The following is a 23,142-nucleotide window of genomic DNA, read 5'->3' as shown; positions in this document are numbered from 1 at the left end:
ATGTCCTCTGTTACTTCTTAGGCTCAGTGTTATTTTTCTCAACCATAATTTGATGTAGTGTTTTCTTGGCAGGCTTAGGGCTGGTTCGACATTGCGTCCATGCACCCAGTTTATTTGGAATTAAGCTCTGCAGTTTTGTCGCCATAAATGTCCCTGCATGGTAGAGATGGGATGAACTTGCGGCTAAAGCAAACCCTTTCATCGCCGCAGACTCCAGTTTACTGTGCGCTGCGTTCTGTCCGTTGAGTTCTAGGTTATTTTTACTCGCTTTATTTTTTGCTTCTTTGCGAAGGCGCAGCAGCATGTCTGGAATAGGAATTCGTACTGGACACACTTCGCCACACGCGCCACATAAACTTGAAGCCGTCACCAGATCTTTAGTTTTATCGATTCCCAATAGGTGAGGAGAAAGGATCTTGCCAATTGGACCGGGGTAAACGGTGCCATAGGCGTGGCCACCAATCTTGGTATAAACAGGGCAGTGATTCATGCATGCGCCGCAACGAATACATTGCAACGTTTTGCGTAGCTCTTCATCTTGGAAGGCTTGGCTACGGCCGTTGTCGAGCAGAATCAAATGGACTTGTTGAGGCCCGTCTTTCTCTCCTGCTTTACGCGGAGAGCTGATCATGTTGAAGTAAGTTGTAATTGCCTGCCCAGTGGCAGAGCGAGTCAACGCGCTATACAAAGGCGGCACGTCAGCGAGGTATTCAACGACTTTTTCGATACCGGTAATCGCGATGTGGACGTTAGGTACTGTGGTGGACATCCTGCCATTGCCTTCATTTTCTACCAAACACAGCGTTCCCGTTTCGGCTACGGCAAAGTTCACGCCCGATAAACCGATGTCGGCGTCATAGAACTTTTGTCGCAAGCGAGTGCGCCCGGTCTGAATCAGGCTATCAACGTCGGTGGTCGGAGTAAAACCGTCAAGATTTGCTTCGAATGTGTCGCTAACTTCCTGCTTATTCTTATGGATAGCTGGCATGATGATGTGCGACGGTTTGTCACCATCAAGTTGCACTATGTACTCACCCATGTCGCTTTCAAGACATTCGATACCCAGTTTTGCCATCACATGGTTCATCTCGATCTCTTCACTGACCATAGACTTACCTTTGATGATGCTTTTGGCGTCATGCTCGCAAACAATCGAGGCGATGATCGCATTCGCTTGCTCTGGATTTTCTGCCCAATGAACTTGGATACCATTTCGATAACAGTTGAACTCCAGTTGTTCGAGCAGCTCCGGAAGCTTGCTAAGACAGCGCTGACGTATTGTTTCAGCTAAGTCCCGAGTCTGCTTCTCTTCATCCAAATCAGAGAAAGCGGTTTTACGTTTATCGCGCAGGTAGTCCATTGCGCCTCGGAAATTAGCTCTAAGCTGCTTATCGGCTAGCGCCTCTTTTGCTAGGGCGTGAAATAGTTCAGGAGTCTGACTCATAGGGATTCTCCTTGGGTACGTTCTAGCAAGAATGAGGCTAAATGACGACCTTTGATGGCCTTGCCCTGATATTCAAAAGCACCATTAATATTGAGTAAGCACCCCCAATCAGCACTGACCAAAGTATCGGATGCTGTTGCTTCGATGTGTCGAGTTTTGTCTTCAACCATCGCTTGGGAAATATTAGGATGCCTGACGGAAAAGCTGCCACCAAAGCCGCAACACTCGCTCTCGTAGTCTTGCATTCTCAGCTCGACATTGGTCAGTTGGCTTAGCAATTCCGTGGCGGTAACGTGGACGTTCATTTCACGCCTAGCTGCGCAAGAAGTATGCATGACAACGCTTGTTGGCTGACCTTTGTCATCGAGCCTCACTCGGCATACGTTTACTAAGAACTCAGTAAGTTCAAAAACGCGGTCACAGAAGCTATCCACTTGAGCTTGGTTACTATCGCCTTTGAATAATCGACGATAATGGTGATGCATCATCCCACCACATGAGCCAGATAAGACAATGACAGGAATGTTTTCTGAGAATAAATCCATTTGACTTTGTGCGACCTGCTTGGCTTCACTTTCATAGCCTGAGGTGTAGGCTGGCTGACCACAACAAGTTTGCTTTTCAACAAACACGACATCGATACCTTGCTGCGTTAGCAGGGCCATAGCGTCAAGACCCGCATCAGGGTCAAACATATCGACGAGACAAGTGGCATAAAAATAAACTTTACTCGGTTTTGATGGATAGATTCTCATTGTTTTGCTTGCTTTTGTAATAATGCTGTTGACTTAAAGTAAATTTATCCCTTTCTTTTTTATTGATATAGAGAAATAATGAAAATGATTATTTCCAAAAATGACATAATTTGATGCGAGCAGATGACTTAATTCTGTTTTACCAAGTGGTAGAAACAGGCGCTTTTAGCCGAGTGGCAGAACAAAATAACCTTACAAATTCAGTAGTTAGTAAAAGAATTGCACGTTTGGAGCAAGAGCTTGGGGTTCAATTATTATATCGAACAACGCGTAAATTAACGCTGACTGAGGCGGGTAAAGCACTGGTGCATGGTGCGAAAAATGTGAAGCAAGCCACCCAAGAGGCAATGGAGTCTGTGTCAGGTTTTGGGGAGAATATTAGCGGTCATATTAAAATGTCCGTGCCGTCTATCTCGGGTGATTTGATTTTAGCAGATGCCGTGGCCGAGTTTTGTAATATGCATCCGGGGCTCACTGTCGATATGTCGCTGGATAATCGATTTGTCGATCTGGTTGATGGCGGGTTTGATCTTGTTATTCGCACTGGATATCTAGAGGATTCAAGTCTAATAGCGCGTCATATCTTGGACTCTCAGTGGGTGGTTTGTGCTTCACCTTCCTATATTGCGAAAAACAGTAAACCGCTTAACCCCGAGGATCTGACGCAGCACAATTGCCTGCAATATGCTTATCAAACCACTGGAGCATCAGAGTGGGAGTTTAAGGCCAATAAAGGCAATTATATCGTCCGAGTTTCGGGCTCATTCTCTACTGACAATGCCACAGCATTGCGTAAGGCAGCATTAGGTGGACATGGTATCGCTTATGTTCCACGTTGCTTGGTGTATCATGACATACGCAACGGTCAGTTGGTGGATATTTTCCCAGATCAAGTGGGTAAGCGTTTGGGCATTTATGCGGTCTATCCATTTACTCGACAGCCACCAAACAAAGTAAGGCTATTGATCGAGCATATTCGAACTCGATATTTAGCTATTTCTCACTACTTCTAAGTAAGAGTGACACATAGTCTAGTGAGACGGCGTCATTCTCTGCTTGATCCAAAGTTTGGAAAAGTCACACCAGCCAATAGAGTTGATTTCCACGCCTCGAATACGTGAAGGGATACTCAATGAGAGGTCTTCCGAACGAATAATGGTCAACACACGGTTGTTGTGTAGCCAAGTTAGCAATTCATCGATAGTTTGCTTCTGCTTTGATGTGTCTACTTCAGAGCGCACGACTGACAGAGTTTGCTTCAAATGGTCTTGTTGCTTCCAAGTCAGGTTTGCCTGCCAGTAGGGGTAGAGTTTAAAAAACGCCAATAGGCTGGTGGTTCTGTCGCCTTCTAAACGGATACCACCAATGGCCAAGTCTTGTTTCGCCGCAGGGTGACCATAGACAACTTGGGTACCTACTGAAGTTATTCCTTGTTGTTTGAGTGCACTAGTCAGCTTGCGTGAAAACCAACGGTTTTCGTTGTTGTTTTCAAAACAAAAATCGATATGCCTATCGCAGGGAATAGGGGCGTCTAATTGACCGTTGAATAGCCGTTCTAAACTGTTCTGAAAGCATTCATTCTGTAGGCTTTTGTTGTTGATGAGCAGGAAAAAGTAGCCAATATCTGAGGTGGCTGCAGTGTATTGGACTTGCTCATCACTCAGGAAGAAGAAGTTTTCAGCGCACTTCTTATCCTCAGCCCACTCCTTGTGAATCCAAAGTTCGATATGTTCGACCAAAGCGGATTGGCCGCTAAAAGTAGGATTGCGTTTTAAGCGAAGCAGTTTCTCAGAACTGACTTCCACGACGAAAGGACCAGAACCTATCGGTTTGAAATGTCTTTCGGCGCGATAGATAAATTGCTTAGGCATAATGGACGCTTCCGCCCGACTAAGTAGCTTAGGTAGGTGTGGGTCAGAGTGCTTGAGTGTAATCTGAATTTGGTTAGCGGTATGGCTATTAATGTCGGCGATGTGATCATACAGGGCGCGCCAGTAAGGGGAAACCGTCAGCGCTTTTAAGCTCTCTACTACATCACTGGTGGTGACTGGAGATTGATCATGGAAGAATACACCACTGCGCAAATAAAAGGTCCACAGAGTTTTGTTATCATCACTTTCCCACGCATGAGAAATGCCACCAGTTAACTCGGATCCTTTGAGGTTCACCAGAGTTTGGAACACTTCATGGATGAGATGGCGTTCGGTACGTTCCATCGTGTGGTGGGGGTGCAGCCAACTGAGCGTTCGGTGAAATGGGGCAAAAATGGTATCTTCGCTGGCCGTAGTCGCATGTGTTAGGTACTGTTTAAGTCCGCTTGCGACATTACGGTCATTGAAGCCGATCAGCTTATGCGCCATGTCGTAGTTGCCTTTTACTGTCGCGCGTTCAACCTCTTTGTAACAGGCATCAATTGGCTCTTGTAAACAGACGAGTGTGCCTCTCAGTCCCCTGCCTCTAGCTGGGTTCCAAGATAGCCATTGTTTGGTTTGCATTTGCTTAAGTAGTGTACGCGAGTGTCGTTCGCTGCATTGAAAATAGTCGGCGATCGTGCCAATGGTAATACAATGCTCACCCGGTCCTAATTGTTTAAAAAGGTTTTCGTAGAGCTCAAGTTTACGTTTATCTGCTGCCATTGATTATTCGGTCTTGTTGTTCCGGTTTTCAGTAATGGAATCTTGCTTCTGTGTTTGAGCAAACGACGATAGTCCCCAAAATGCGTCGGTACTAAAGAGTTCATTCAGTCGCTCGGCACGCTCTGCTGGTGAGACGTAAAATAGCCTACCCAATAGACTATCATTGTCTTCATATTTATAGGTGGCTTGAAAGTAATTAGCAACGAAATTGAAAAATGTCATGGTGTGAAGCCTCTATTGTTTTGATAGTAAAAGCTTACACTTGATAGCATTTCAAAAACCGGAGCAGATTTTTTTACTGTTCCGGTTTTATGCTTGGGTTGGTCGGTGACACTTTAACGAGCGACGGCCCCACCTAGGGTTAAGTCCTCTGGCCACTGCGTAATGGTATTACCGCCCAGATAGATGTTTCCTTGTACTGTGAGCTTTTTTGGAAACGTAGTGATTTTCGAACCACCTAGATACAGGTTACCTTCGACGACGAGGCCATTAGGGAGTTCAGTTAATTTAGTGCGGATGACACTTAGGTCGCCTTTGACATACATACCATTTGGTAATTTGGTAATAGGCGTGTCCGTGAGGTTGATATAGCCGCCGGGAACTACTCCTGCTGGCCAAGCCTTGAGTTGGCTGCCGATAAAGTTGGCGTATCCTGTGATTTTGGTTCCTCTTGGCATGAATTCAACTAAACTATCTGAGGCATCTAAGCTACCTTTTACTTCCAGTTTATTCGGAAGCATTTTGATAGCGGTCTTCGCGACATTGAGGTTACCGTTGACCACAAGTCCATCAGGGAGTGTTGTATACGGCTTATTCCTAAGATGTAGGTTGCCATAGTTATCAAGATGGTTAAGTAATTTATGATGATCGAGATCTTGCGCGAAACATAACGTAGAGAAAAGTAAAGCTGTGACAAGTGCAGCAACAGAACGAATCATAATAACGAGATACCATACAATCAGAGCGACGTAGGTAGTTTGCAATGGAAACAAAGAGAAAACAACATAAATCACTGGGCCTTGTGACCGCGATATTGTGGGTCGCTGCTATGCCCTTGTCAGCTAAAACGATTACCACTCCAGGGGCGGATGTGGGAGCGGCAGTGCTGCTATCAGACTCTAAGCTTGGCAAGCGTGTCTGTTACTACAATGACAAAGCTTATTCACTAGGTTCGGTTATCAATGTGGAAGGCGTAGTGTTGCAGTGTGTCGCAGAGCAGGATTTTGAAATGAACGGTCAACTGAAATGGAAGCAATTAAAAAGCGAGCAGTGATGCTCGCTTGATACAGGATTAGCGCTGGTTATCTTGCTAGAGAGCGCGTTTTTAGCTCGAAGATAAGCTTTTCTGCGCTGACTTCAAATTTGAAGCGTGCTGTGAGCTCTTTTGAGTTTTCTTCCAGAGGTGAAACTTCAAACTCAACGTTTTTGCACACGGTTTGAGCAAGTTCTACATATTTCTGAAATTCACTTTCTAGTTGTGCTTTTGAGTCGCTGAATAGTTGAACTTCGGCGACGTCGTCACCTTCTTTGATGATAAAGCCCATTTCACCAGCCACACCACATGCTTCGCATACAGTCGGCTCTTCATATGTGTTTGACATAACGATACCTCTTACAAAATCTGGGTTTATTCTATAACTGTGGAAATAAGGTATCCAGTAATAAATACGTGATCACAGCATTCTGTTATCAATTCTCGATGTGGCAGTGTCGAAAATAGTTTTCAACTGTTAGTTATTTTTGTTTAATCACACTGCAGATGATATATTAAATTCCCATAAGTTGTTGCTTTTTAATATTTTTTTATTATGCAAGTGATGGTGCATTCACGTGACCCAGTTCTCATAAATGAGACTTGCGTACAAACGATGTGGTACAGACTAGTTTATCAATATCATAGAAATGTTAGACTTTATAACTTATTACTTAATGATTTGTTTTTTATAATATTCTCAATGAGATGCTTTGTTTTCATGAGTTTACTAAATAGTTTGCCTCAGGTGCCGTAAACTGAGTTTTAATAAATCGATACGGTAATAAATAGAAAACTATACCGAGTACTGCTTTAATTAGGGTATAGCATACAGTGAACGCACACAACGATGAGAGAAGAGCTTTAAGATGCCAAAGCGTAGTAAAGAAGATACGGAGATTACGATCCAAAAGATAATGGAAGCGGTCGTTGATCAGATCATTCGCCTAGGATATGACAAAATGTCGTACACTACTTTGAGCCAACAGACAGGTATTTCAAGAACCGGCATTAGCCACCATTTTCCCAAGAAAACAGACTTTACTGCCGCGCTTGATGGACGCATTTTTAAGATGTTCGTAGAGCATTTAGAGTTCGAAAAGGGAATCGATGGATTCACTAGTAGTTGGATTGAATCACTGAAGAACCCTGAGTTCTTAGCCATTTTGAAACTACTTTTCCATCACATCGTTACCTCTGAAAATTCTCATGAATTTGCGTCTAAGGGAATCGGTAGGCTGTATAAGTTAGTAGAGTCTCAATACGGCGAGGGCAGTGACAAAGAGCTCGAGTGGCTCATGGGGCGCTCACTGATTGAATTATCTAGGTAAAAGCTGAATTGTAAAAACCGCTTGATAACAAGCGGTTTTTTTGTGGCTGCTTATTAGCCTTAGGATGACTAATCAACAGGCTAAGACGACAGGAAAGCCCAGTTTCGGGTGAGGGGTAATGATTGTTTTATAACCATAGACTTGCTCAATAGTGTCACTGTTAATTGCATTCTCTGGCTTACCATCTGCGACAAGTTTACCTTTATGCAAGATGACAATTCGATCTGAATATTGAGAGGCGAGGTTCAAATCATGCAGCACGACCACAACGGCAGTTTTGTGGTTATCCGCAAGCTCACGTGCAATTGCCAGTGTATTGTGTTGATGGGCAAGATCGAGCGCTGATGTCGGCTCATCGAGCATGAGAATCTTCTGGTCACCTGATTTATGTAATTGAGTCAAAACACGAGCTAAATGCACCCGCTGCTTTTCTCCTCCAGACAGGGAAGGATAAAGGCGTGTAGCTAAGTGTGCGACATCCGCCTGCTCCATTGCTTGTATGGCGAGCTGTTTGGTGTCCTTGTTGGACAAATCTAAAGGGATTGCACCCAGTTCCACAACTTCAGACGCTAAGAAAGGAAATGACAACGTACTGTGCTGAGGCAATAGGCCTAAGTGTCGAGAGAGTATTTTCGGGTTCCACTCATTTCGGGCTTTGCCAAAGTACTCAATGTTGACGTTGGATTCGGTCTCACCGCAAAGTATTTTCAGAAGTGTACTTTTCCCTGCACCGTTCGGGCCAAGTAGAGTAGTAACTTCTCCTGATTTTAGTTCGATATCGACGTCGTCGAGTATGATTCGATGACCAAAACGGACACTAATATTCTTGCCAGAGATCGCCGTTGATTTTTCAATAGGCATCCGCGTTGAACCCACTTCGAATTTTTGGTTTTCTGCACTCATAAAATCTTGCCTTTTTGCTGGAATAATAAGTAAAGGAAGAAAGGAGCACCGATAATCGCTGTAACGATACCAACGGGTAACTCAGCAGGTGCGACTGCAACCCGTGCAAACATATCCGCAGCCGTCATAAGTAACGCGCCGAGAAGCGCTGAAAGTGGAATCAGTGTTCGGTGATCAGGCCCTGATAACATGCGGCCTAAATGAGGGATGACAAGCCCTATAAAACCTATTATTCCAGAGACACTAACCGTCACTCCGACACCAACGGCAGTGAATAAAATGAGCTGACGTTTGAGTTTTTGAACAGGAATTCCCAAGTGTTTTGCTTCGGATTCGCCAAGAAGTAGTGCATTTAATGACATGGCTTTGCGTTGAAAGAACCAAAATAGACCAAGCAGCGTTACCGCGGATAATGCGATTTTCCCCCAGGTAGCCCCGGCCAAAGAGCCCATAGACCAAAGGGACAGATCTCGTAGCATTTGATCATCAGCAACAAAGTTTAAATAACCGATGCCTGCTCCCGACAATGCACTGAATGCAACGCCTGCAAGTAACATAATGGTCACTGACGTCCCGAATTTGCTAGTACCCAGTTTATACACCAATAACGTAGTCAGTGCCCCGCCGAAGAAGGCAAAGACGGGCACTACTGCTAGCGCCATGAACTGGGGAAACTCAAAACCAATAATAGAGAAGCCAACAATAGCGATAGCTCCGCCTAAAGATGCGCCTGCAGAGACACCGATAATGCCTGGCTCAGCAAGGGGGTTACGAAAAAGTCCCTGCATGACAGCGCCGCAGACCGCGAGAATGGCTCCGACAAACATACATAGTATGGTTCTAGGCAATCTAATATCATGAATAATAAGGTTAATATGTGGCGCTAGTGTGTTGTTACTATTGGTTAGCGCGATAATGCTGTCCGTAATGGTGATGTTCATCGGGCCAACAGTGATCGAGTAGATGGCAGAGAAGAATAACAAAATTGCAAATCCGCCAAAAACGTAGGTATTAGAGAAGCGTCTTAACATAAATGCTGAATATCTCTTTGGATGTCACAGCGTGGCTGTTACCCCACGCTGTGTACAGGGCGATTATGGATAAAGTAATGCATTGATGCGTTTAGCTTCGGCTAGGCTTTTTAGACCAAGTCCACCGACGAGCGCGTGACCATCGATAGTCACTATATCGCCATTTTTACCTGCGGGAGTGGCGGCCAGCAAAGGCATTGCTTTTAACACGGCATCACTGCTACCCATCTTCTCGTAGCTGCTGCCACTCACAAGAATGACATCGGGCTGCATTTCTACCATAGCTTCGTTAGAAAGGGGCTTATAGGAATCAATTTGGCTTGCAGCTGGATTAATACCCCCAGCAAGTTCAATGATGGCATCTGGTGTTGTGCCTTTGCCCGCGACATTGGCTGGTCGACCTTCGATGATCAATAGAAACAGCACCTTCTTCACTTCGGATGGATTTGGTTGGTTACTATTGAGGTCATTTACTTGTTGAGCCACTTTGTCTTTTAGCTGAGCTACATTCGCTTCGCTGTCGGTTAGCTTAGCAATTTGGTCGATGCGATGATTTAAACCTTCGATGGTTGAAGACGGGTCAACAACTTCTACATCAACGCCAGCGCGAGTGAGTTGGTCTAAAGTCGGTTTTGGCCCCATCTCATCTGAGCCAATAACCAAGGTTGGCTCTAATGCTAATAGCCCTTCTGCGGAGAGTGCTCGGTGGTAACCGACTTTAGGAATATTCGCCCCTTCTGGTGTTACGCTTGTTACATCGACGCCGACAAGCTTAGATTGAGCATCCAACGCGTAAATCAGCTCAGTGACCGATGCGCCGGCACTGACTATTTTTTCTGCGGCTTGTGCGCCGGCTAAAAAGGCAGGAATCGTAGTGAGTGCGCCAACCAACATCAGGTTTTTAAGCGTGTTGTTCATGGAATAGTCCTTGTGAATTGGTTTTCTTCTTGATTTATATTGTTGATCAATCTGACTTCTCATCAGTCAGAAGCTGAGTCGCAGGAATGCCGTTTTCTTGCATAAAGGCTAACAGTTGAACCAGATGTTGTACGTCTGCGGTCTTTTCTGCCCCAATAATGATCGGGTGTTTACTGGAACTAGATTGTTCAAGTAACGCGAGTTTAAAATTCTCCCAATCGATATACTGTTTTCCATCTATCGCCCAATAAGGTTCTTGAGCCAAGATATTGACGGTAATTGATTGGGTATCGACATCTGAAACCGCAGAGGACTCAGTCGTAGGTAAATCGACTTGAAGTGACTCTAAACGTACCGATGCCGTCAGCATCAAAAACACCATGACGATAAAGATGATATCGAGAAGTGGGGTTAAATCCGGGTAGAGTGAACTCTGCTGCTGGTTCTGACTGACTTTAATCATGAGCAGTTCTCGTTGGCAGCTTATCGATATTGTCAACAATAAGTGGGTCGTTGTCAGAATGCTGCATTTCTACACCTTCAAGCCACAAGTTAACGTAGTTAAGGGTGTGTTCGAGCTTGGCTACGATTCTGTCGGCCCAAAGGCCAATAAGCTGTGCGCCAGCAATGGCTGGTAGAGCAATGATGAGTCCCGCCGCAGTTGTTCGCATAGCGAGACCCAAGCCATCCGCCAGATCATTTGGGGTTACATTGCCGGAAGCTGCTGCAATACCTTTGAACATCTCGATTAGGCCCAATACCGTACCAAGAAGGCCGATAAGAGGACTAATAACACCAATCAAGCCCAACAGGCGCAAGCCAGAGAGAAGCTGATGACGCTTCGCTTGAAGCCAAATGGATGCGGCGTCTTCTCTTAGCGACTTAGCGAAAGAGTGATGAGCGAGCAGCATAGCCACACCTCGATATAGAAGCGGGCGTTTTTTCGCCAACTGTTTTGCAAGCGCCTCTATCTCTTTTTCGTTAACTGGAGATGCTTGATTGAGTTCTTGTCGAATAGCATTTTTTCCTACTCCGCTACTGATGGCTATCTGAAAAAGACGTTCGATGATGATCATTGCGGTTAAGGCAGAGCAGATGATAAGTGGCCATGCCATCAAGCCAAGTTGCTCTTCAAGGTAATGCAGTTGTTCCATGATTAATCCAATTTAAAACGAACAGGTATTTGAATTCGATGTGCCATCGCCACACCATTGACAGTATGTGTGGAGAATTGCCACTGTTTGATAGCGTCGAGGGCTGATTTATCTAAGATGGTGGCACCAGATGATGAGATCAGAACTTGCTTCACTTGCTGACCTTTTTCATCTAGCCAAATTTCGTAAGTAGCGACACCTTCTATACCTCGCTTACGTGCTATACGCGGGTAACGAGGCTGCACAGGTTTTGAAAGAAAAGCGGGTTTTGTCACCAAGATAGGTTCACTGCTGACACCACTATTGACAACAGTCTGTGGTGCATTGTCAGAGTTTGATGGTGCCTTATCAGCCTTCTTCTCAACGGTTTTCTCTGGCTTGGGTTGCGCTTTTTTAATGACCTTCTCAACAGGTTTTTTTTGCGGCGCTGGCTTTGGCTGTGGTTTCTTAACTACTTTTTTGGGCTCAGGCTTCTTTACGGGTTGTGGCTTCTTCTTCGCCACTTCCTTTTTGACCACTTCGGGTTGTGCTTCTTTGACCACTGGCTCTTTTGGTGGTGTAGCGTCAGGGGCGTCTTGCTCTGCTGGTTTATCTACTGAGGGCGCTTTTGGCGCAACAAAATTGAGAGAAACAGATTGAGAAGTGCTTCCTGAAGGCATCGCAAATACTTGTTGTTCCTTATGGGTCAACATCAGCCCCAAATGTAAGGCAACAGAAACAACGCCAGCAACAACGTAGCGAGTAATATTCACAGCAACTCCAGTTATCCCTCAAATCAATTCACGAATGAGATTATGTATCACAAAGAAAATAAGATCAATTATCAATTGCATTATCATTTAAGTCTAATTATGATCGTTTGAGTTTTGTATCAGCCCTTTGTTTACGGGCTTTGAACTCTTTTGAGACTAGCTATGAAAGTTGACTTAAATCAATTAAACGATTCTCATTTTGGTATATCGACGCTGGATCCACTCCGCTTCGCATTCAGCAAAAAATCTTCGCCTCATGCGGGGGGGATGTCGATGCCAGTTGCTGCGGATCAGCAACCTAAAATTTTCGAGAACGTCACGTCTAATTCCGTGTCTAAATCAAATAAGCGTTGTCTTTATATTCACATTCCGTTTTGCCGAGTTAGATGTACTTTCTGCAACTTCTTTCAAAACGCGGCGAGTAGAAAGCTGGTTGATGATTACTTCCACGCGCTTTTGCAGGAAATTGAAATCAAATCACAATTGGCTTGGACACAATCTGGTTTGTTTCATGCGGTATATATAGGTGGTGGTACTCCGACCGATCTCTCGCCAGATCAAGTGGAAAAACTCGGCAAAGCGATTCGCACGTCATTCCCGCTATCAACAGATTGTGAAATCACGTTAGAAGGACGTACTAATAGATTCACTGATGAAATGTTTGATAAAGCGTTAGAAGGTGGATTTAACCGTTTTTCTTTTGGGATTCAAAGTTTTGATACCAAAGTTCGTCGTAGCGCGAAACGCCTAGACGATAGGGAAGTGGTGTTGGAACGTGTAGCCGCTTTGAGTGCACGAGACGAAGCGCCAATCATCATCGATTTGCTCTACGGTTTACCGTATCAGACCCTCGATGTATTTGAACAAGATTTACACGACTTTCTAGATACTGGTGCTCATGGCGTCGATCTATATCAACTTGTCGTGGGTGGCAGTGCACCTATGCTCAATATGGTTGAGAAAGGCAGAATTCCAGCGCCAGCAACGACTCCGGACAAAGCCAGTATGTATGAACGTGGTGTTGCATTTATGAATAAACACCATATCAAACAACTGAGTGTTAAACATTGGGCCCGTGATAATCGTGAACGCAGTCAATATAACAGTTTGGCGAAAACTTATGCTGAGGTGTTACCTATTGGTTGTGGGGCTGGTGGCAATATCGGAGGCTATGGGCTGATGCATCATCGCTCACTTGATGCGTATATGGACGCAATGAATAACGGCCGTTCTACGATAGCTATGATGGTAAAACAAGGACCGACAGAATCGATTAATGCAGCACTCAAAGCGGGTTTTGATAGTGGTGTAGTTCGTCGTAGCGCACTTCCACGTTTTAAAGGGCAGGATACGTTTGAGCTGCTCAAACCATTATTCGTCATTTGGAGTGAAAACGGATTGGTTGAACTAGAACACGATTATCTGGTTCTCACGCTTGCGGGGAGTTTTTGGGCAGTAACGCTAGCACAAGGTGCTATCGAGGCTATCAACACGTTAGGTCCTCGCAAAACCATGAGTACACACCCGCATGGTCACGGTCATAGTGGCAAGGGACACCCAGCTAAGATGGCCTCTTAGCTCGTAAATATTAAAAAACCTACAATGGAAAGAAAAATGTCAAAAAGTTTAGAACAACAAGTTGCTGAGATATTGGAACAAGAGCCTTCATTATTGCCGGCTGCGATTGCTGAAAAGCTTCAGGTGACCGAATGTGATGTGGTTTGTGCCATGCCGGAAAACATGGTGACAATTGCCGATGGAAGTTTTGCTCAAGAACTTCTGGAGTCCTTAACCACTTGGGGGCCTGTGACTACGATTGTTCATTCTTTCGGTTCAATCTTTGAAGTAAAAGCACCATTCCCAAAAGGCAAAGTTGCACGTGGCTACTACAACTTAATGGGTAAAGAAGGTGAGCTCCACGGACATTTGAAACTCGATTTAATCACAAAGGTTGCGTTGGTCAGCAAGCCTTTCATGGGCAGCGAAAGCCACTATTTTGGCTTCTTTGACGAAACGGGTCATAACGTATTCAAGATTTATCTAGGCCGCGACAAGAAGCGAGTGCTCATTCCAGAACAAGTTGAGCAATTCTTGGCGCTGAAACGGAAGCTATCAAATCAATAAACGCTCAATACCGTTATACAAAGAATTATAATTATTAGAGAAAGTGAGGAATTCAATATGGATCAACAAGTTAAGCAAGAACGCTTACAAGGTCGACTCGGGCCAGAAATCAAAGAGTTTCGTCAACAACGTAAGACCATTCAATTAGCAACAGTAGACGAAGAAGGTCGCCCAAATGTGAGCTATGCGCCCTATGTACAAAATCAAGACGGATACTTCGTGTTGATCTCGCAGATTGCGCGTCATGCACGCAATCTTGAGAAAAACCCCAATGTATCCTTGATGATGATTGAAGACGAGGGCGATAGTAAGCAGCTGTTTGCTCGTAAGCGATTAACATTTGATGCGATTGCATCTGTGGTTGAGCGCGATACTGAGCAATGGCAAGCGGTCATTGCTCAAATGCAAGACCGCTTTGGTGAGATTATTGACGGTTTAAGTCAGCTACAAGATTTCATTCTATTTAACCTAAAAGCGGAACAAGGTCTATTTGTCAAAGGCTTTGGTCAAGCTTATCAAGTATCAGGCGATGATCTTGTAGACTTTGTGCACTTACAAGAAGGCCACCGTAAAGTCGAGAATTCTGACGCCTAACCTTCTTTGACGGGGTCATTGACCATTCGCATCCAAAGACGTTTTAAAACAATGTCTGGCACGAAAGGGTGGGATGGTAGAGGGGCTGTAGCACATGTCCTTCAGGATCCCTACAATGAAAGCTCCGCGCGCCATCACTATGGTCGTGGGGCTCATCCAGTAGTGTTACCCCTTTTGCTCGCATAAATTCGTACCAATCTTGAAGCTCTTGTTTGCTGTTGACGATAAATCCGAAGTGGTCGACGCTGATTGGTGAGCAAATTCGTTGTGTTTTAGCTCTTCCTAACGACAGATTGTCATTGCCACTCGTCAGGTAAACTAGGTGTTCATTCGCTTTTCTTAACACTTCCATACCCATGATTTCGGTATAAAACGCCTCACACTCTTCAAATTTTTCCACCACTAACGCGATGTGTCTCATGCCATTAAATGGAGAAGGCCTTTTCATTCTTTACATCCTTTGTATTTTATTTTGGGTTAAATTGTATACAATAAATACACGTAATTTCAAATTCATGCCAAGGAGAAGGTAAGATGTACTGCATTATTGTTCGAAACAGGGTGAAACCAGGTAGTGAAGAGCGCTACAAATCGGTAATGATGGAGAACGCTAAAGCTTCAGTGACAAATGAGCCTGAATGTTACCAGTTTGACGTTATTCAAGATAAGGAAGCACCCCAAGATTTCTACCTATACGAAATCTACCAAGACCAGCACGCATTGCAGGTACATAAACAGACATCGCACTACGTAGACAGTCGTAAATTGCTTGCAGATTTGGTGCTCGACACCACGGTGATAAGAGCTGATGTGATTGCGACAAACCCAGAAAACAAGGAAATAAAATGAGTTGGAAAGTGTATTTGAGCGGAGAGATTCATACCGACTGGCGTGAACAAATCATCGCAGGTGCTGAGGAGCTTAAGTTAGATATCGAGTTTTACTCCGCGAATACGGATCATGAATCTAGCGATGCCGCGGGCGATCACCTTAGATCTAACGATGTCCCGTTTTGGCGCGATCATCAGTCATCCAAAGTCAATGCGATTCGCACCAAAAACTTGATTAAACAATGTGATATTGGTGTAGTCAGGTTCGGAGACAAGTACCGTCAATGGAATGCCGCCTTTGATGCCGGTATGTTGGCCGCGTTAGATAAACCCTTTATTACTTTGCACGACGAAGGGATCATTCATCCTCTGAAAGAGGTAGATGCCGCAGCAATGGCCTGGGCTGAGACCCCACAACAGATCGTGGAGATTCTACGGTACGTGACGAACAACTGAGGCCAGATAGCGAAAAACGCACGCTTTTTATTTATCTAATGAAAAAAGCGTGCGTTTTTATTCGTAATCTAGAAAACGGTTGGCTTGTCAGCGTGATAGCAGTTTGTTTTATGGAGGGTTAGGCCTTTTTAACGAACTTCGCTGTCACCATCATTTCACCGACGCCATCCACCTTGCAATCAAGCTGATGGTCTTTACCATCGTTGATATTACGAACAACCGCTTTTGTGCCAATCTTGATGACTAGAGAACTGCCTTTGACTTTAAGATCTTTAATCATCGTCACTTTGTCACCCGCTTCCAATATTGCCCCATTCGAGTCTTTAACAATGATGGCATCTTCTGATACGTCATTAGGATTCCATTCATGCGCGCATTCAGGGCAGATGAGCTGACTTTGGTCTTGATACACATACTCAGATTGACAGTTTGGGCAAGGAGGAAGAGACATGGTTAAATCCTGATTTTAGTATAGTTGCTGTGTATGGTAATAACTCTGTCTGTGTGATGCGAGCAGTTTATTAGCCAATGCCAACGACATTATCTTTTAGTGTCTTTGAAGGACGCAGCTCGACAATCAGTTGTGCCAGTAACAATAACCCGGTTACCGCCAAACCCACTAATATACCGCCCCAGATGCCAGCAAGCTCATAACGCGCCATCAACCACCATGCCGCGGGTAGCCCAAATGCCCAGTATCCTATGGCCGTCATCAGAGTCGGAAGCTTGACGATCTTCATACCGCGAAGCAGGTTAATCGCGAGTAACTGCCAAGCATCCACTACGAAGCACAGCGCAACCACCCAGATCAGTGAAGACAACATGTCTGTTAGCGCATGTTCGCCTTCTCCATCGAGCTGGAATAGACTGGCGATTGCGTCCGGCCAAACGATAAAGACCACAGCTAATACGGCGCTCAATACGGTAACAAGTGCGAAGCTTCGTTTCGCGACGGCTTTGACTCCAATAAGATTATCGTTACCGAACTCCTTACCGACAAGAATGGCAGCGGCCTGCGAAAAACCAAAATTGATGTTCCAAGTGAAACTTAAGCATTGTAATAGGATTTGGTGCAGAGCAAGAGCAGTGACACCGATAAATCCTGCCATTAACGTCCCGCCGTAGATCAACCCCATTTCTAAAGCACCGGCAATAGCGATAGGGATACCCATAGACAATAACGGCAACATTAAACGCCAATTGTATTCTTCAAGATGAAGCCAAGGGGCAAATCGATAGTACACGGGGCGTTTGAATACCCAAGTCGCATAACCAATTAAGACCAGTGTGGCGGCAAGAGCGGTACCTATACCAAGCCCGGCAATGCCCCAATCCAAAGTAAATGCTAGCCAATAGCTGAAAGGCACGTTCAAAATGACGGTAACCAAAGACATGATCATCACGGATTTGGCATCACCATAGTTACTTGTCAGGCCACGCAAGATAAGCAGCAATAACGTTGGCAACATGGCCCACTTCAAAGTATCAAGGTAGATCATGGCAACCGCAATCACTTCTTCAGGCTGTTGGGCAACTCTGAGAAAATCTGGAGCGAAAACAAACGCTGTCGTTAGAATGACAGTCAACAGCACAGCCAACATTAGTGCGCCTTTTACTGCCAATCGTACTTGTTTCAACCCGAACTTGGGGCGAGCTACACTTTGTCCATAGGCAATGGCGATGAGGTTAGCAACACACCCGACGGTTGAACCTGCGATGAGGAAAACGAATGTATAGACTGAGGCCCCAAGACCACCGCCCGCAAGATCACTCATGCTCAATTGCGCCATCATCCAAACATCAGTGAGGACTAGCGCCATTGAAATTAGCTGAGAAACAATAAGTGGTGCAGCAAGGGATAAAATTTTCTTCATGATAGCCTCGGGTTATGATGAGGTCATTTTATATGCATAACTATGGTGTTCAATTAACATTTGTGTCACTCTCGCATGACTTCAAGTCATGTGAGAAATTATGAATCTATATTCGAATATTCCCTATTCACACAATGCACTAAAAGTCTTTGAAGCTGTTGCGAGGCATATGAGCTTTACCTCTGCTGCGCAAGAGCTTCACGTTACTCAAAGTGCAGTGAGTCGCCAAGTTAAGCAACTTGAAGATGAGCTCAATGCATCATTGGTTATTCGTGGTCATCGTTCAATTCAGCTGACGTTGAAAGGGCAAGCACTGTTTGAGGTGTTGGGACGTAACTATCAGGCACTTCAGTCGTTGCTTGAGTCGTGGAAAGAAGTCCAGAGTAACAAAATAGTGATTCGCGCAGCGTTAAGTTATGCCACACGAGCGCTATTACCGAAAATACAGAAGCTAAACGAGCGTTTCCCTGAATATGAAATTGTCGTTATTCCGGTGATTGATGAAGAAGAGAGTTTGCGAAAAGGCGATTATGACTTATTCGTGTTTACCACGCGCGAAAGTGAAGCTTATCAAAACGATCCAGAAATATCCTTTATGCGAGAAGAGTACATGGCACCTGTTTGTACTCAGCAGTTACTCGGTGAAAACAGAGATATTGAACACCTTCTGACGCTACCAAGACTGCATCCAACACTGGATCATATTGATTGGCGAGTATGGCTGGATAAAATCCCATACAAGAGTAAGCAACCGGTGCGAAATTCAACGTTTTTTACCTTGGATTTAACCTTAAGTGCTTGCTTATCAGGGCATGGTGTTGCCGTTACCGATTTACTGCTCGCCTTACCAGAACTGGAGCGAGAGTATCTTGTATGCCCCAAAAATGCACAGATCCATTTTAGTAGTTGGCGCTATTTCTGCCATAAGAGGACGGGCTCACCGATTGTTGAGGAGTTAGCGCAATGGCTAATGACTGAAACGAAAGAAGAGCTCAGAAAGCTCAATCAGCTTTCTGAGCATTATGGTTGGGGGCCGATTAACTAGCGTTTTCAGCCATGTTCTTTTTGATGATTTGCTCTAGCTTGTCGTAAGGAACATAGCCTGGAATTAGCTCGTCGCCAATGAACATAGCAGGTGTCCCACGTAAACCCAAGGCAACAAATGTCTTGTAGTTTTTCACTAAAGACTCGTTAATTTTTGTGTCACCTGTTAAATACTGTGTTGTATCGGTTTTTTTCGCGATGGCTTCGATAGAGTCCTTAGTATGTATGCCCGGTTTCGCAACAAGTAGACGATTCACTTCTGCAAACTTCTCAGGTGCTTGCTGCCAAACCTTAATGGCAAATGCAGCGGAGTTAGTATCGAGTCCTTCAATGACTTGCTGCTTGAGCGGGACATAGATATTGATGACTTTGACATCTTTATAGTTAGCAACTAACTTCGTCAGTTCGCCATCTAAGCGCTTACAATATGGGCAGTTATAGTCGGTAAAATTGACGATGACTGTCGATCCATCTGTATTTCCCAGAACAGTATGAATCGTCGTATCGTTTAGCCATGATTCACTCTGTTTTTTTGCATTCTCTAGCTGTTTCTGACCTTCGACATATTGTTGAAGACTTAGCTGCAGATCACCAATGATCTCTGGGTTTTCGGTCAATAGCTGATGAATACTGTCTAACTGTTGTTGTTGCTCAGCGGTTAAGGCAGCATGAGACAGAGTTGGCAGTAGCGCAGCGATACTGATCGCCATTGAAATAAACGTTTTTTTCATTGTTTTTCCTTATGCCCAGTGAACACTAGGCAAATAAAATTCGTAACCACAGCCCAATTGGCGTGATAATGCCAGTCGAGATACTCTCAATCTGACCTTTGTTTATGATGACAACGGTCGGTGTGACACTGATGTTCCATTGTCGACTGATTAGCCCTGTCGTATCGTTAATGACTGGAAAATCGTATTCTTTGGCGGCCATATACTGTTGCACGCGTTCATTGGTACCTGACGATAGGGCAATGGAAAGTACCTGATGGTCGGTGGCAAACCAATTGATTGTTGGGCTGACAAATTTACACGCACCACACCACGTTGCCCAAAAATACAGAACAACGGGCTTTTCTTGGCTTTGTTGAATGATATCAACAGGTAAGCCTTGGATGGTCATTGCTTTTAGTGAAGGTGCTTCTCCACTTGGCATGGATGTACTGCGATACCAATCCAGAGCCATCGAAACCAATGTCATCAAAATGACAATACTGATGAGCTCTTTTGACCACTTTTTTAGGCGGCTAGGCCGGGTTTTGTTTTCGGTTTCCTTAGCTTCCATGGCTTTCTCCACTGGCCAGGTCAACAGATTGCAACACCACGTCTGACGTCAAAACAACGGGCAGTGGTATGCCTTGTGGGTACTTAGGACCATAGACAATATTAAATGGCACCCCAAAGCGTCCGTAGCTCTGTAAGTATTGAGTCACGCTGTCACTCGGTGTTGTCCAATCGCCACGCATCAGGACAATGTTGGATTGCTGAAGTTTGTCGTATACCGGATTTTGTAGAATAACGCCGATTTTGTTGGCTTTGCAGGTGATACACCAGTCGGCAGTAACGTCAACAAAAACGGTTTTCCCTTGGGCTACGAGCTCTGGTATTTGGTCACGGTCTAGTTTCCGCCATTGAAGATCGTCAACGAGCGGGGTGGACCATTTATCTGCCGTTACACTGCCGATAATCAACCCACCACCAACGACAAAAATCGATAGGGCAGCGAGAATAGTCACCGCCTTTCGGCCGTATTGTTTGCCAATGAGCACTAAGGTAGCAATGATAACGATGGCAATCAGTGCGGCGGTTAGAGCAAAGCCAATAAAGGTCGAGAGTAGTGTCACTAACCACAGGCTGGTCAATAGCATCATTGCGCCGAATGCCAGCTTAACCTTGTTCATCCATGGACCCGGCTTAGGGAAAACGTTGACCAAGGATGGAAACAGAGTAAACAACAGCCACGGTAAGCTCATGCCGACGCCGAGTGCTACAAAGATCAACCAAAGCTCGGTGTAGGTTGCCCCCAGTGCATACGCAACAGCCGTACCAAGGAAAGGGGCGCTGCATGGTGTCGCAAGTAGCGTCGCAAACATTCCTTGAACAAAATGACCGCCACAGCTGTGGTCACCTTGAGAGGCCATCCATGTGTTGAGGCTACTTGGGAGTTGGATGTTGAACAAACCAAGCAAATTCGCAGAAAACAATAAGGTCACGACTGCCATAAAGGCGATAAACCAATAGTTTTGGAATTGAATACCCCAACCCACCATGTGGCCCGCCATTTTTAACGATGTGAGTACGCCAGCAAGTAACAGAAATGACGTGATGATACCGGCTGATGAAGCGAGAAATGACAATCGAACTTGTTTTGGCGATTGGTTCATTCCTGAGATGATGCTGTTAAGCTTCATGCCAAGCACCGGCAGCACACAAGGCATGATATTCAGGATAAGACCGCCTATGAGAGCAAACCCTATCATCCAAATCAGGCTGCCGCTCTGCGGATAGGCCATTGGTGTCGTCGATACTTGCGTTGACGTTTCCGTTAATATCAGTTCATCTGACACGGTAATTTGAATGGTTTTGCCGCTAATATCTGCTTCACCAAGCCAGTTGTTAACAGCAAATGTGGCATACAGACTACGACCCTCGATGGTAATGTTAGGCTGTGAGAAAAATTCATCACTGACCTCATTACCATCCACCAAAATCTGTGGTTTTTTCCAATCCGTTTTGCTCTCGAGTTTCAGTTGAAGCTCTTGTGCTTGCTGATTCCAATAGCTTGCTTCTACAGAAACTTGATTGTCTTTCTTAGGCGTCAAGCTCATGCCTTGACCAAACAAATACGCCGCATCAGAATCTAGTGATAGCGTGTTGGGGTCGATGTCTAAATCAATAGGGTAGTCCGCTATCACGCAAATGTTGGTGCAGCTTGGCAGTCGCAAGTTGGCTTTGAGCGAGATGGGTTTGGATATATCTGACACGGTGATAATAATCGGGAAACTTACCTCATGTTTGTACCCAAGAGTCATCACTCCTAGCTGCTCATAGTAAGCTGGCACAGGCCATTGCCAATCTATTGCCTCGACGTTCGTTGATGCACTCCAATCAAATTCCGGCGCGACGCCACCCTCACCTGGACTACGCCAATAGGTTTTCCACTCTCCATCCAGTTCAACGTTAAGCACCATCTCCATCTGCTTGGTTTGCGAATCGAGGTGGCCAGTAGACAACAGTCGTACTTTAACCGGTGGGTGCATTGGATCTTGAATCCAACCAGTAGATTGCGCGTGTGACATCGTGCTATAGAGCATAGTCAAGGCGATCGCGCATGTTAGCACTAAGGTGCTTAATATTTGTCGACAAAGCGACATAAAATGACGGCTACGCGCAATGCGAGTCGTTAATATCGTGTTGGTATAAGACACAGTAATCTCCAATAAGTAATAAATAGACCTAAGTTGGAGGCATTTTATTCCCGGAAAGTACAGTGAGTGACGTGAAGCCTGAGCTTAGGAGGATAGGTATCACTTCTACGGGTATGGGCAGGCTTAACTTTACGCTCTGAAAGCAACGCCAATAAAGCAACCAAAAACAGAAGTGGAGTAAAGGTTTCTAAATGGGCAAAAGACTGCCCCAATAACTTTTGAGTCAACCGACACGGTTCGTCTACAGGAGTGAGACTATGGACGATTTTCTCGATGGAATTCGAGTTGAACAGAGCCGCTTCACCCATGTATGGCACTGGCGTCGGCACAGATTCTACCCATTGGCTGTGATAGGCTATGTTGGTTTTTAGCGTACAAAACATTACTACCAAAATGGCAGTAAATAAGAAGAAAGTGCGAAAAATAGATTGCCTAAATGTATGCAAACCAAAGCCGTCGTGTTCGAAATGAGTGCTTACGTTATCTTGTTAGCCATAAACGTCAAGTGAAATCATGTCCAAAAATGTAAACTGAACGCGATAAATTTTAACGAACGTGAAAATTAATGGCTATGTATCACTGATTTTGCCTACCTACACTGATAGTCTTGTCAGATT

General features: G+C 44.9%; 28 protein-coding genes. 9 read left to right on the top strand and 19 right to left on the bottom strand.

Annotated features, from left to right (window positions below):
• Positions 1–10: 10 nt before the first annotated feature.
• Positions 11–1,444 carry a LutB/LldF family L-lactate oxidation iron-sulfur protein gene (locus tag VTH8203_RS09235; RefSeq protein WP_096993413.1) on the bottom strand — a complete coding sequence of 478 codons (1,434 nt, stop codon included), beginning with the start codon at positions 1,442–1,444 and terminating at the stop codon, positions 11–13.
• Entirely contained in the window at positions 1,441–2,199 is a 759-nt protein-coding gene (locus tag VTH8203_RS09230) for a (Fe-S)-binding protein (protein ID WP_096993412.1), read from the bottom strand. Before VTH8203_RS09230 ends, VTH8203_RS09235 begins: the two co-directional genes overlap by 4 nt.
• Positions 2,200–2,312: 113 nt before the next feature.
• On the opposite strand from VTH8203_RS09230, the gene VTH8203_RS09225 reads away from it, so the two are divergent.
• Positions 2,313–3,212, top strand: a complete 900-nt coding sequence (locus VTH8203_RS09225; protein ID WP_096993411.1) for a LysR family transcriptional regulator — start codon at positions 2,313–2,315, stop codon at positions 3,210–3,212.
• Between the two features lie 18 nt (positions 3,213–3,230).
• Here the strand turns inward: VTH8203_RS09225 and VTH8203_RS09220 are convergent, their stop codons facing one another.
• The 3 genes from VTH8203_RS09220 to VTH8203_RS09210 form a co-directional block, all read right to left on the bottom strand.
• A complete protein-coding gene (locus VTH8203_RS09220) occupies positions 3,231–4,835 on the bottom strand; it encodes an SgrR family transcriptional regulator (protein WP_096993410.1) in 1,605 nt (534 codons plus the stop codon).
• A 3-nt stretch (positions 4,836–4,838) separates the two neighbouring features.
• Positions 4,839–5,057: a hypothetical protein gene (locus VTH8203_RS09215; protein WP_096993409.1), complete on the bottom strand. Its 219-nt coding sequence runs from the start codon at positions 5,055–5,057 to the stop codon at positions 4,839–4,841.
• A 113-nt stretch (positions 5,058–5,170) separates the two neighbouring features.
• Positions 5,171–5,773: a leucine-rich repeat domain-containing protein gene (locus VTH8203_RS09210; RefSeq protein WP_096993408.1), complete on the bottom strand. Its 603-nt coding sequence runs from the start codon at positions 5,771–5,773 to the stop codon at positions 5,171–5,173.
• A gap of 44 nt (positions 5,774–5,817) precedes the next feature.
• Here VTH8203_RS09210 and VTH8203_RS09205 point away from each other — a divergent pair, with 44 nt between their 5' ends.
• The gene (locus tag VTH8203_RS09205) at positions 5,818–6,108 is read left to right on the top strand and encodes a YnjH family protein (RefSeq protein ID WP_096993407.1); all 291 of its coding nucleotides are present in this window, start codon (positions 5,818–5,820) and stop codon (positions 6,106–6,108) included.
• Between the two features lie 28 nt (positions 6,109–6,136).
• On the opposite strand, the gene VTH8203_RS09200 is transcribed toward VTH8203_RS09205, so the two are convergent.
• Positions 6,137–6,436 carry a YfcZ/YiiS family protein gene (locus VTH8203_RS09200; RefSeq protein WP_096993406.1) on the bottom strand — a complete coding sequence of 100 codons (300 nt, stop codon included), beginning with the start codon at positions 6,434–6,436 and terminating at the stop codon, positions 6,137–6,139.
• A gap of 520 nt (positions 6,437–6,956) precedes the next feature.
• Here VTH8203_RS09200 and VTH8203_RS09195 point away from each other — a divergent pair.
• Positions 6,957–7,418, top strand: a complete 462-nt coding sequence (locus VTH8203_RS09195) for a TetR/AcrR family transcriptional regulator (RefSeq protein WP_096993405.1) — start codon at positions 6,957–6,959, stop codon at positions 7,416–7,418.
• Between the two features lie 72 nt (positions 7,419–7,490).
• Here the strand turns inward: VTH8203_RS09195 and VTH8203_RS09190 are convergent, their stop codons facing one another.
• The 6 genes from VTH8203_RS09190 to VTH8203_RS09165 all read right to left on the bottom strand — a co-directional run bounded on the left by VTH8203_RS09190 (position 7,491) and on the right by VTH8203_RS09165 (position 12,176).
• On the bottom strand, positions 7,491–8,279 hold the full coding sequence (locus tag VTH8203_RS09190; RefSeq protein ID WP_096993541.1) for a heme ABC transporter ATP-binding protein: 789 nt from the start codon (positions 8,277–8,279) through the stop codon (positions 7,491–7,493).
• Between the two features lie 38 nt (positions 8,280–8,317).
• On the bottom strand, positions 8,318–9,352 hold the full coding sequence (locus tag VTH8203_RS09185; RefSeq protein WP_096993404.1) for a FecCD family ABC transporter permease: 1,035 nt from the start codon (positions 9,350–9,352) through the stop codon (positions 8,318–8,320).
• Between the two features lie 63 nt (positions 9,353–9,415).
• Positions 9,416–10,270: a heme/hemin ABC transporter substrate-binding protein gene (locus VTH8203_RS09180; RefSeq protein ID WP_096993403.1), complete on the bottom strand. Its 855-nt coding sequence runs from the start codon at positions 10,268–10,270 to the stop codon at positions 9,416–9,418.
• Between the two features lie 46 nt (positions 10,271–10,316).
• Positions 10,317–10,733: an ExbD/TolR family protein gene (locus VTH8203_RS09175; RefSeq protein WP_096993402.1), complete on the bottom strand. Its 417-nt coding sequence runs from the start codon at positions 10,731–10,733 to the stop codon at positions 10,317–10,319.
• Complete coding sequence (locus VTH8203_RS09170) at positions 10,726–11,424, bottom strand: MotA/TolQ/ExbB proton channel family protein (RefSeq protein ID WP_096993401.1); 699 nt, start codon at positions 11,422–11,424, stop codon at positions 10,726–10,728. Before VTH8203_RS09170 ends, VTH8203_RS09175 begins: the two co-directional genes overlap by 8 nt.
• Positions 11,425–11,426: 2 nt before the next feature.
• Entirely contained in the window at positions 11,427–12,176 is a 750-nt protein-coding gene (locus VTH8203_RS09165; RefSeq protein WP_096993400.1) for an energy transducer TonB, read from the bottom strand.
• Between the two features lie 162 nt (positions 12,177–12,338).
• Between VTH8203_RS09165 and hutW the strand changes: the two genes are divergently transcribed.
• From hutW to hutZ, 3 genes are read left to right on the top strand one after another with little or no spacing between them, the layout of a single operon-like run.
• Entirely contained in the window at positions 12,339–13,754 is a 1,416-nt protein-coding gene (gene hutW, locus VTH8203_RS09160) for a heme anaerobic degradation radical SAM methyltransferase ChuW/HutW (protein ID WP_096993399.1), read from the top strand.
• A gap of 24 nt (positions 13,755–13,778) precedes the next feature.
• Positions 13,779–14,300 (top strand): heme utilization cystosolic carrier protein HutX, encoded by a 522-nt coding sequence (gene hutX / locus VTH8203_RS09155; protein ID WP_370739215.1) that lies wholly within the window; start codon positions 13,779–13,781, stop codon positions 14,298–14,300.
• Between the two features lie 57 nt (positions 14,301–14,357).
• Complete coding sequence (hutZ, locus tag VTH8203_RS09150) at positions 14,358–14,894, top strand: heme utilization protein HutZ (protein WP_096993397.1); 537 nt, start codon at positions 14,358–14,360, stop codon at positions 14,892–14,894.
• A gap of 43 nt (positions 14,895–14,937) precedes the next feature.
• Here hutZ and VTH8203_RS09145 read toward each other — a convergent pair whose 3' ends face one another.
• Positions 14,938–15,342: a VOC family protein gene (locus tag VTH8203_RS09145; RefSeq protein ID WP_096993396.1), complete on the bottom strand. Its 405-nt coding sequence runs from the start codon at positions 15,340–15,342 to the stop codon at positions 14,938–14,940.
• Positions 15,343–15,428: 86 nt separating this feature from the next.
• Here VTH8203_RS09145 and VTH8203_RS09140 point away from each other — a divergent pair, with 86 nt between their 5' ends.
• Positions 15,429–15,743 (top strand): putative quinol monooxygenase, encoded by a 315-nt coding sequence (locus tag VTH8203_RS09140; RefSeq protein ID WP_096993395.1) that lies wholly within the window; start codon positions 15,429–15,431, stop codon positions 15,741–15,743.
• Complete coding sequence (locus tag VTH8203_RS09135) at positions 15,740–16,180, top strand: YtoQ family protein (protein ID WP_096993394.1); 441 nt, start codon at positions 15,740–15,742, stop codon at positions 16,178–16,180. Before VTH8203_RS09140 ends, VTH8203_RS09135 begins: the two co-directional genes overlap by 4 nt.
• A 118-nt stretch (positions 16,181–16,298) precedes the next feature.
• On the opposite strand, the gene VTH8203_RS09130 is transcribed toward VTH8203_RS09135, so the two are convergent.
• Positions 16,299–16,631: a zinc ribbon domain-containing protein YjdM gene (locus VTH8203_RS09130; RefSeq protein WP_096993393.1), complete on the bottom strand. Its 333-nt coding sequence runs from the start codon at positions 16,629–16,631 to the stop codon at positions 16,299–16,301.
• A 70-nt stretch (positions 16,632–16,701) separates the two neighbouring features.
• On the bottom strand, positions 16,702–18,054 hold the full coding sequence (locus tag VTH8203_RS09125; protein ID WP_096993392.1) for an MATE family efflux transporter: 1,353 nt from the start codon (positions 18,052–18,054) through the stop codon (positions 16,702–16,704).
• A gap of 100 nt (positions 18,055–18,154) precedes the next feature.
• Here VTH8203_RS09125 and VTH8203_RS09120 point away from each other — a divergent pair, with 100 nt between their 5' ends.
• Positions 18,155–19,099, top strand: a complete 945-nt coding sequence (locus VTH8203_RS09120; RefSeq protein WP_096993391.1) for a LysR family transcriptional regulator — start codon at positions 18,155–18,157, stop codon at positions 19,097–19,099.
• On the opposite strand, the gene VTH8203_RS09115 is transcribed toward VTH8203_RS09120, so the two are convergent.
• From VTH8203_RS09115 to VTH8203_RS24480, 4 genes are all read right to left on the bottom strand, one after another.
• Complete coding sequence (locus VTH8203_RS09115) at positions 19,092–19,829, bottom strand: DsbA family protein (protein WP_096993390.1); 738 nt, start codon at positions 19,827–19,829, stop codon at positions 19,092–19,094. The genes VTH8203_RS09120 and VTH8203_RS09115 overlap by 8 nt on opposite strands.
• A 25-nt stretch (positions 19,830–19,854) precedes the next feature.
• Positions 19,855–20,382, bottom strand: coding sequence for a protein disulfide oxidoreductase (locus VTH8203_RS09110; RefSeq protein WP_096993389.1), 528 nt, complete (start codon positions 20,380–20,382; stop codon positions 19,855–19,857).
• Positions 20,372–22,471 carry a protein-disulfide reductase DsbD family protein gene (locus VTH8203_RS09105; RefSeq protein WP_096993540.1) on the bottom strand — a complete coding sequence of 700 codons (2,100 nt, stop codon included), beginning with the start codon at positions 22,469–22,471 and terminating at the stop codon, positions 20,372–20,374. Before VTH8203_RS09105 ends, VTH8203_RS09110 begins: the two co-directional genes overlap by 11 nt.
• 98 nt (positions 22,472–22,569) lie before the next feature.
• Positions 22,570–22,971, bottom strand: a complete 402-nt coding sequence (locus VTH8203_RS24480) for a hypothetical protein (RefSeq protein ID WP_158296103.1) — start codon at positions 22,969–22,971, stop codon at positions 22,570–22,572.
• Between the last annotated feature and the right edge of the window lie 171 nt (positions 22,972–23,142).

The sequence above is a fragment of the Vibrio thalassae genome (genome assembly GCF_900089835.1).
GTDB classification, from domain to species: domain Bacteria; phylum Pseudomonadota; class Gammaproteobacteria; order Enterobacterales; family Vibrionaceae; genus Vibrio; species Vibrio thalassae.
Note: the sequence above shows the minus strand (reverse complement) of the source record. Positions and strands in the feature narration are given on the sequence as shown.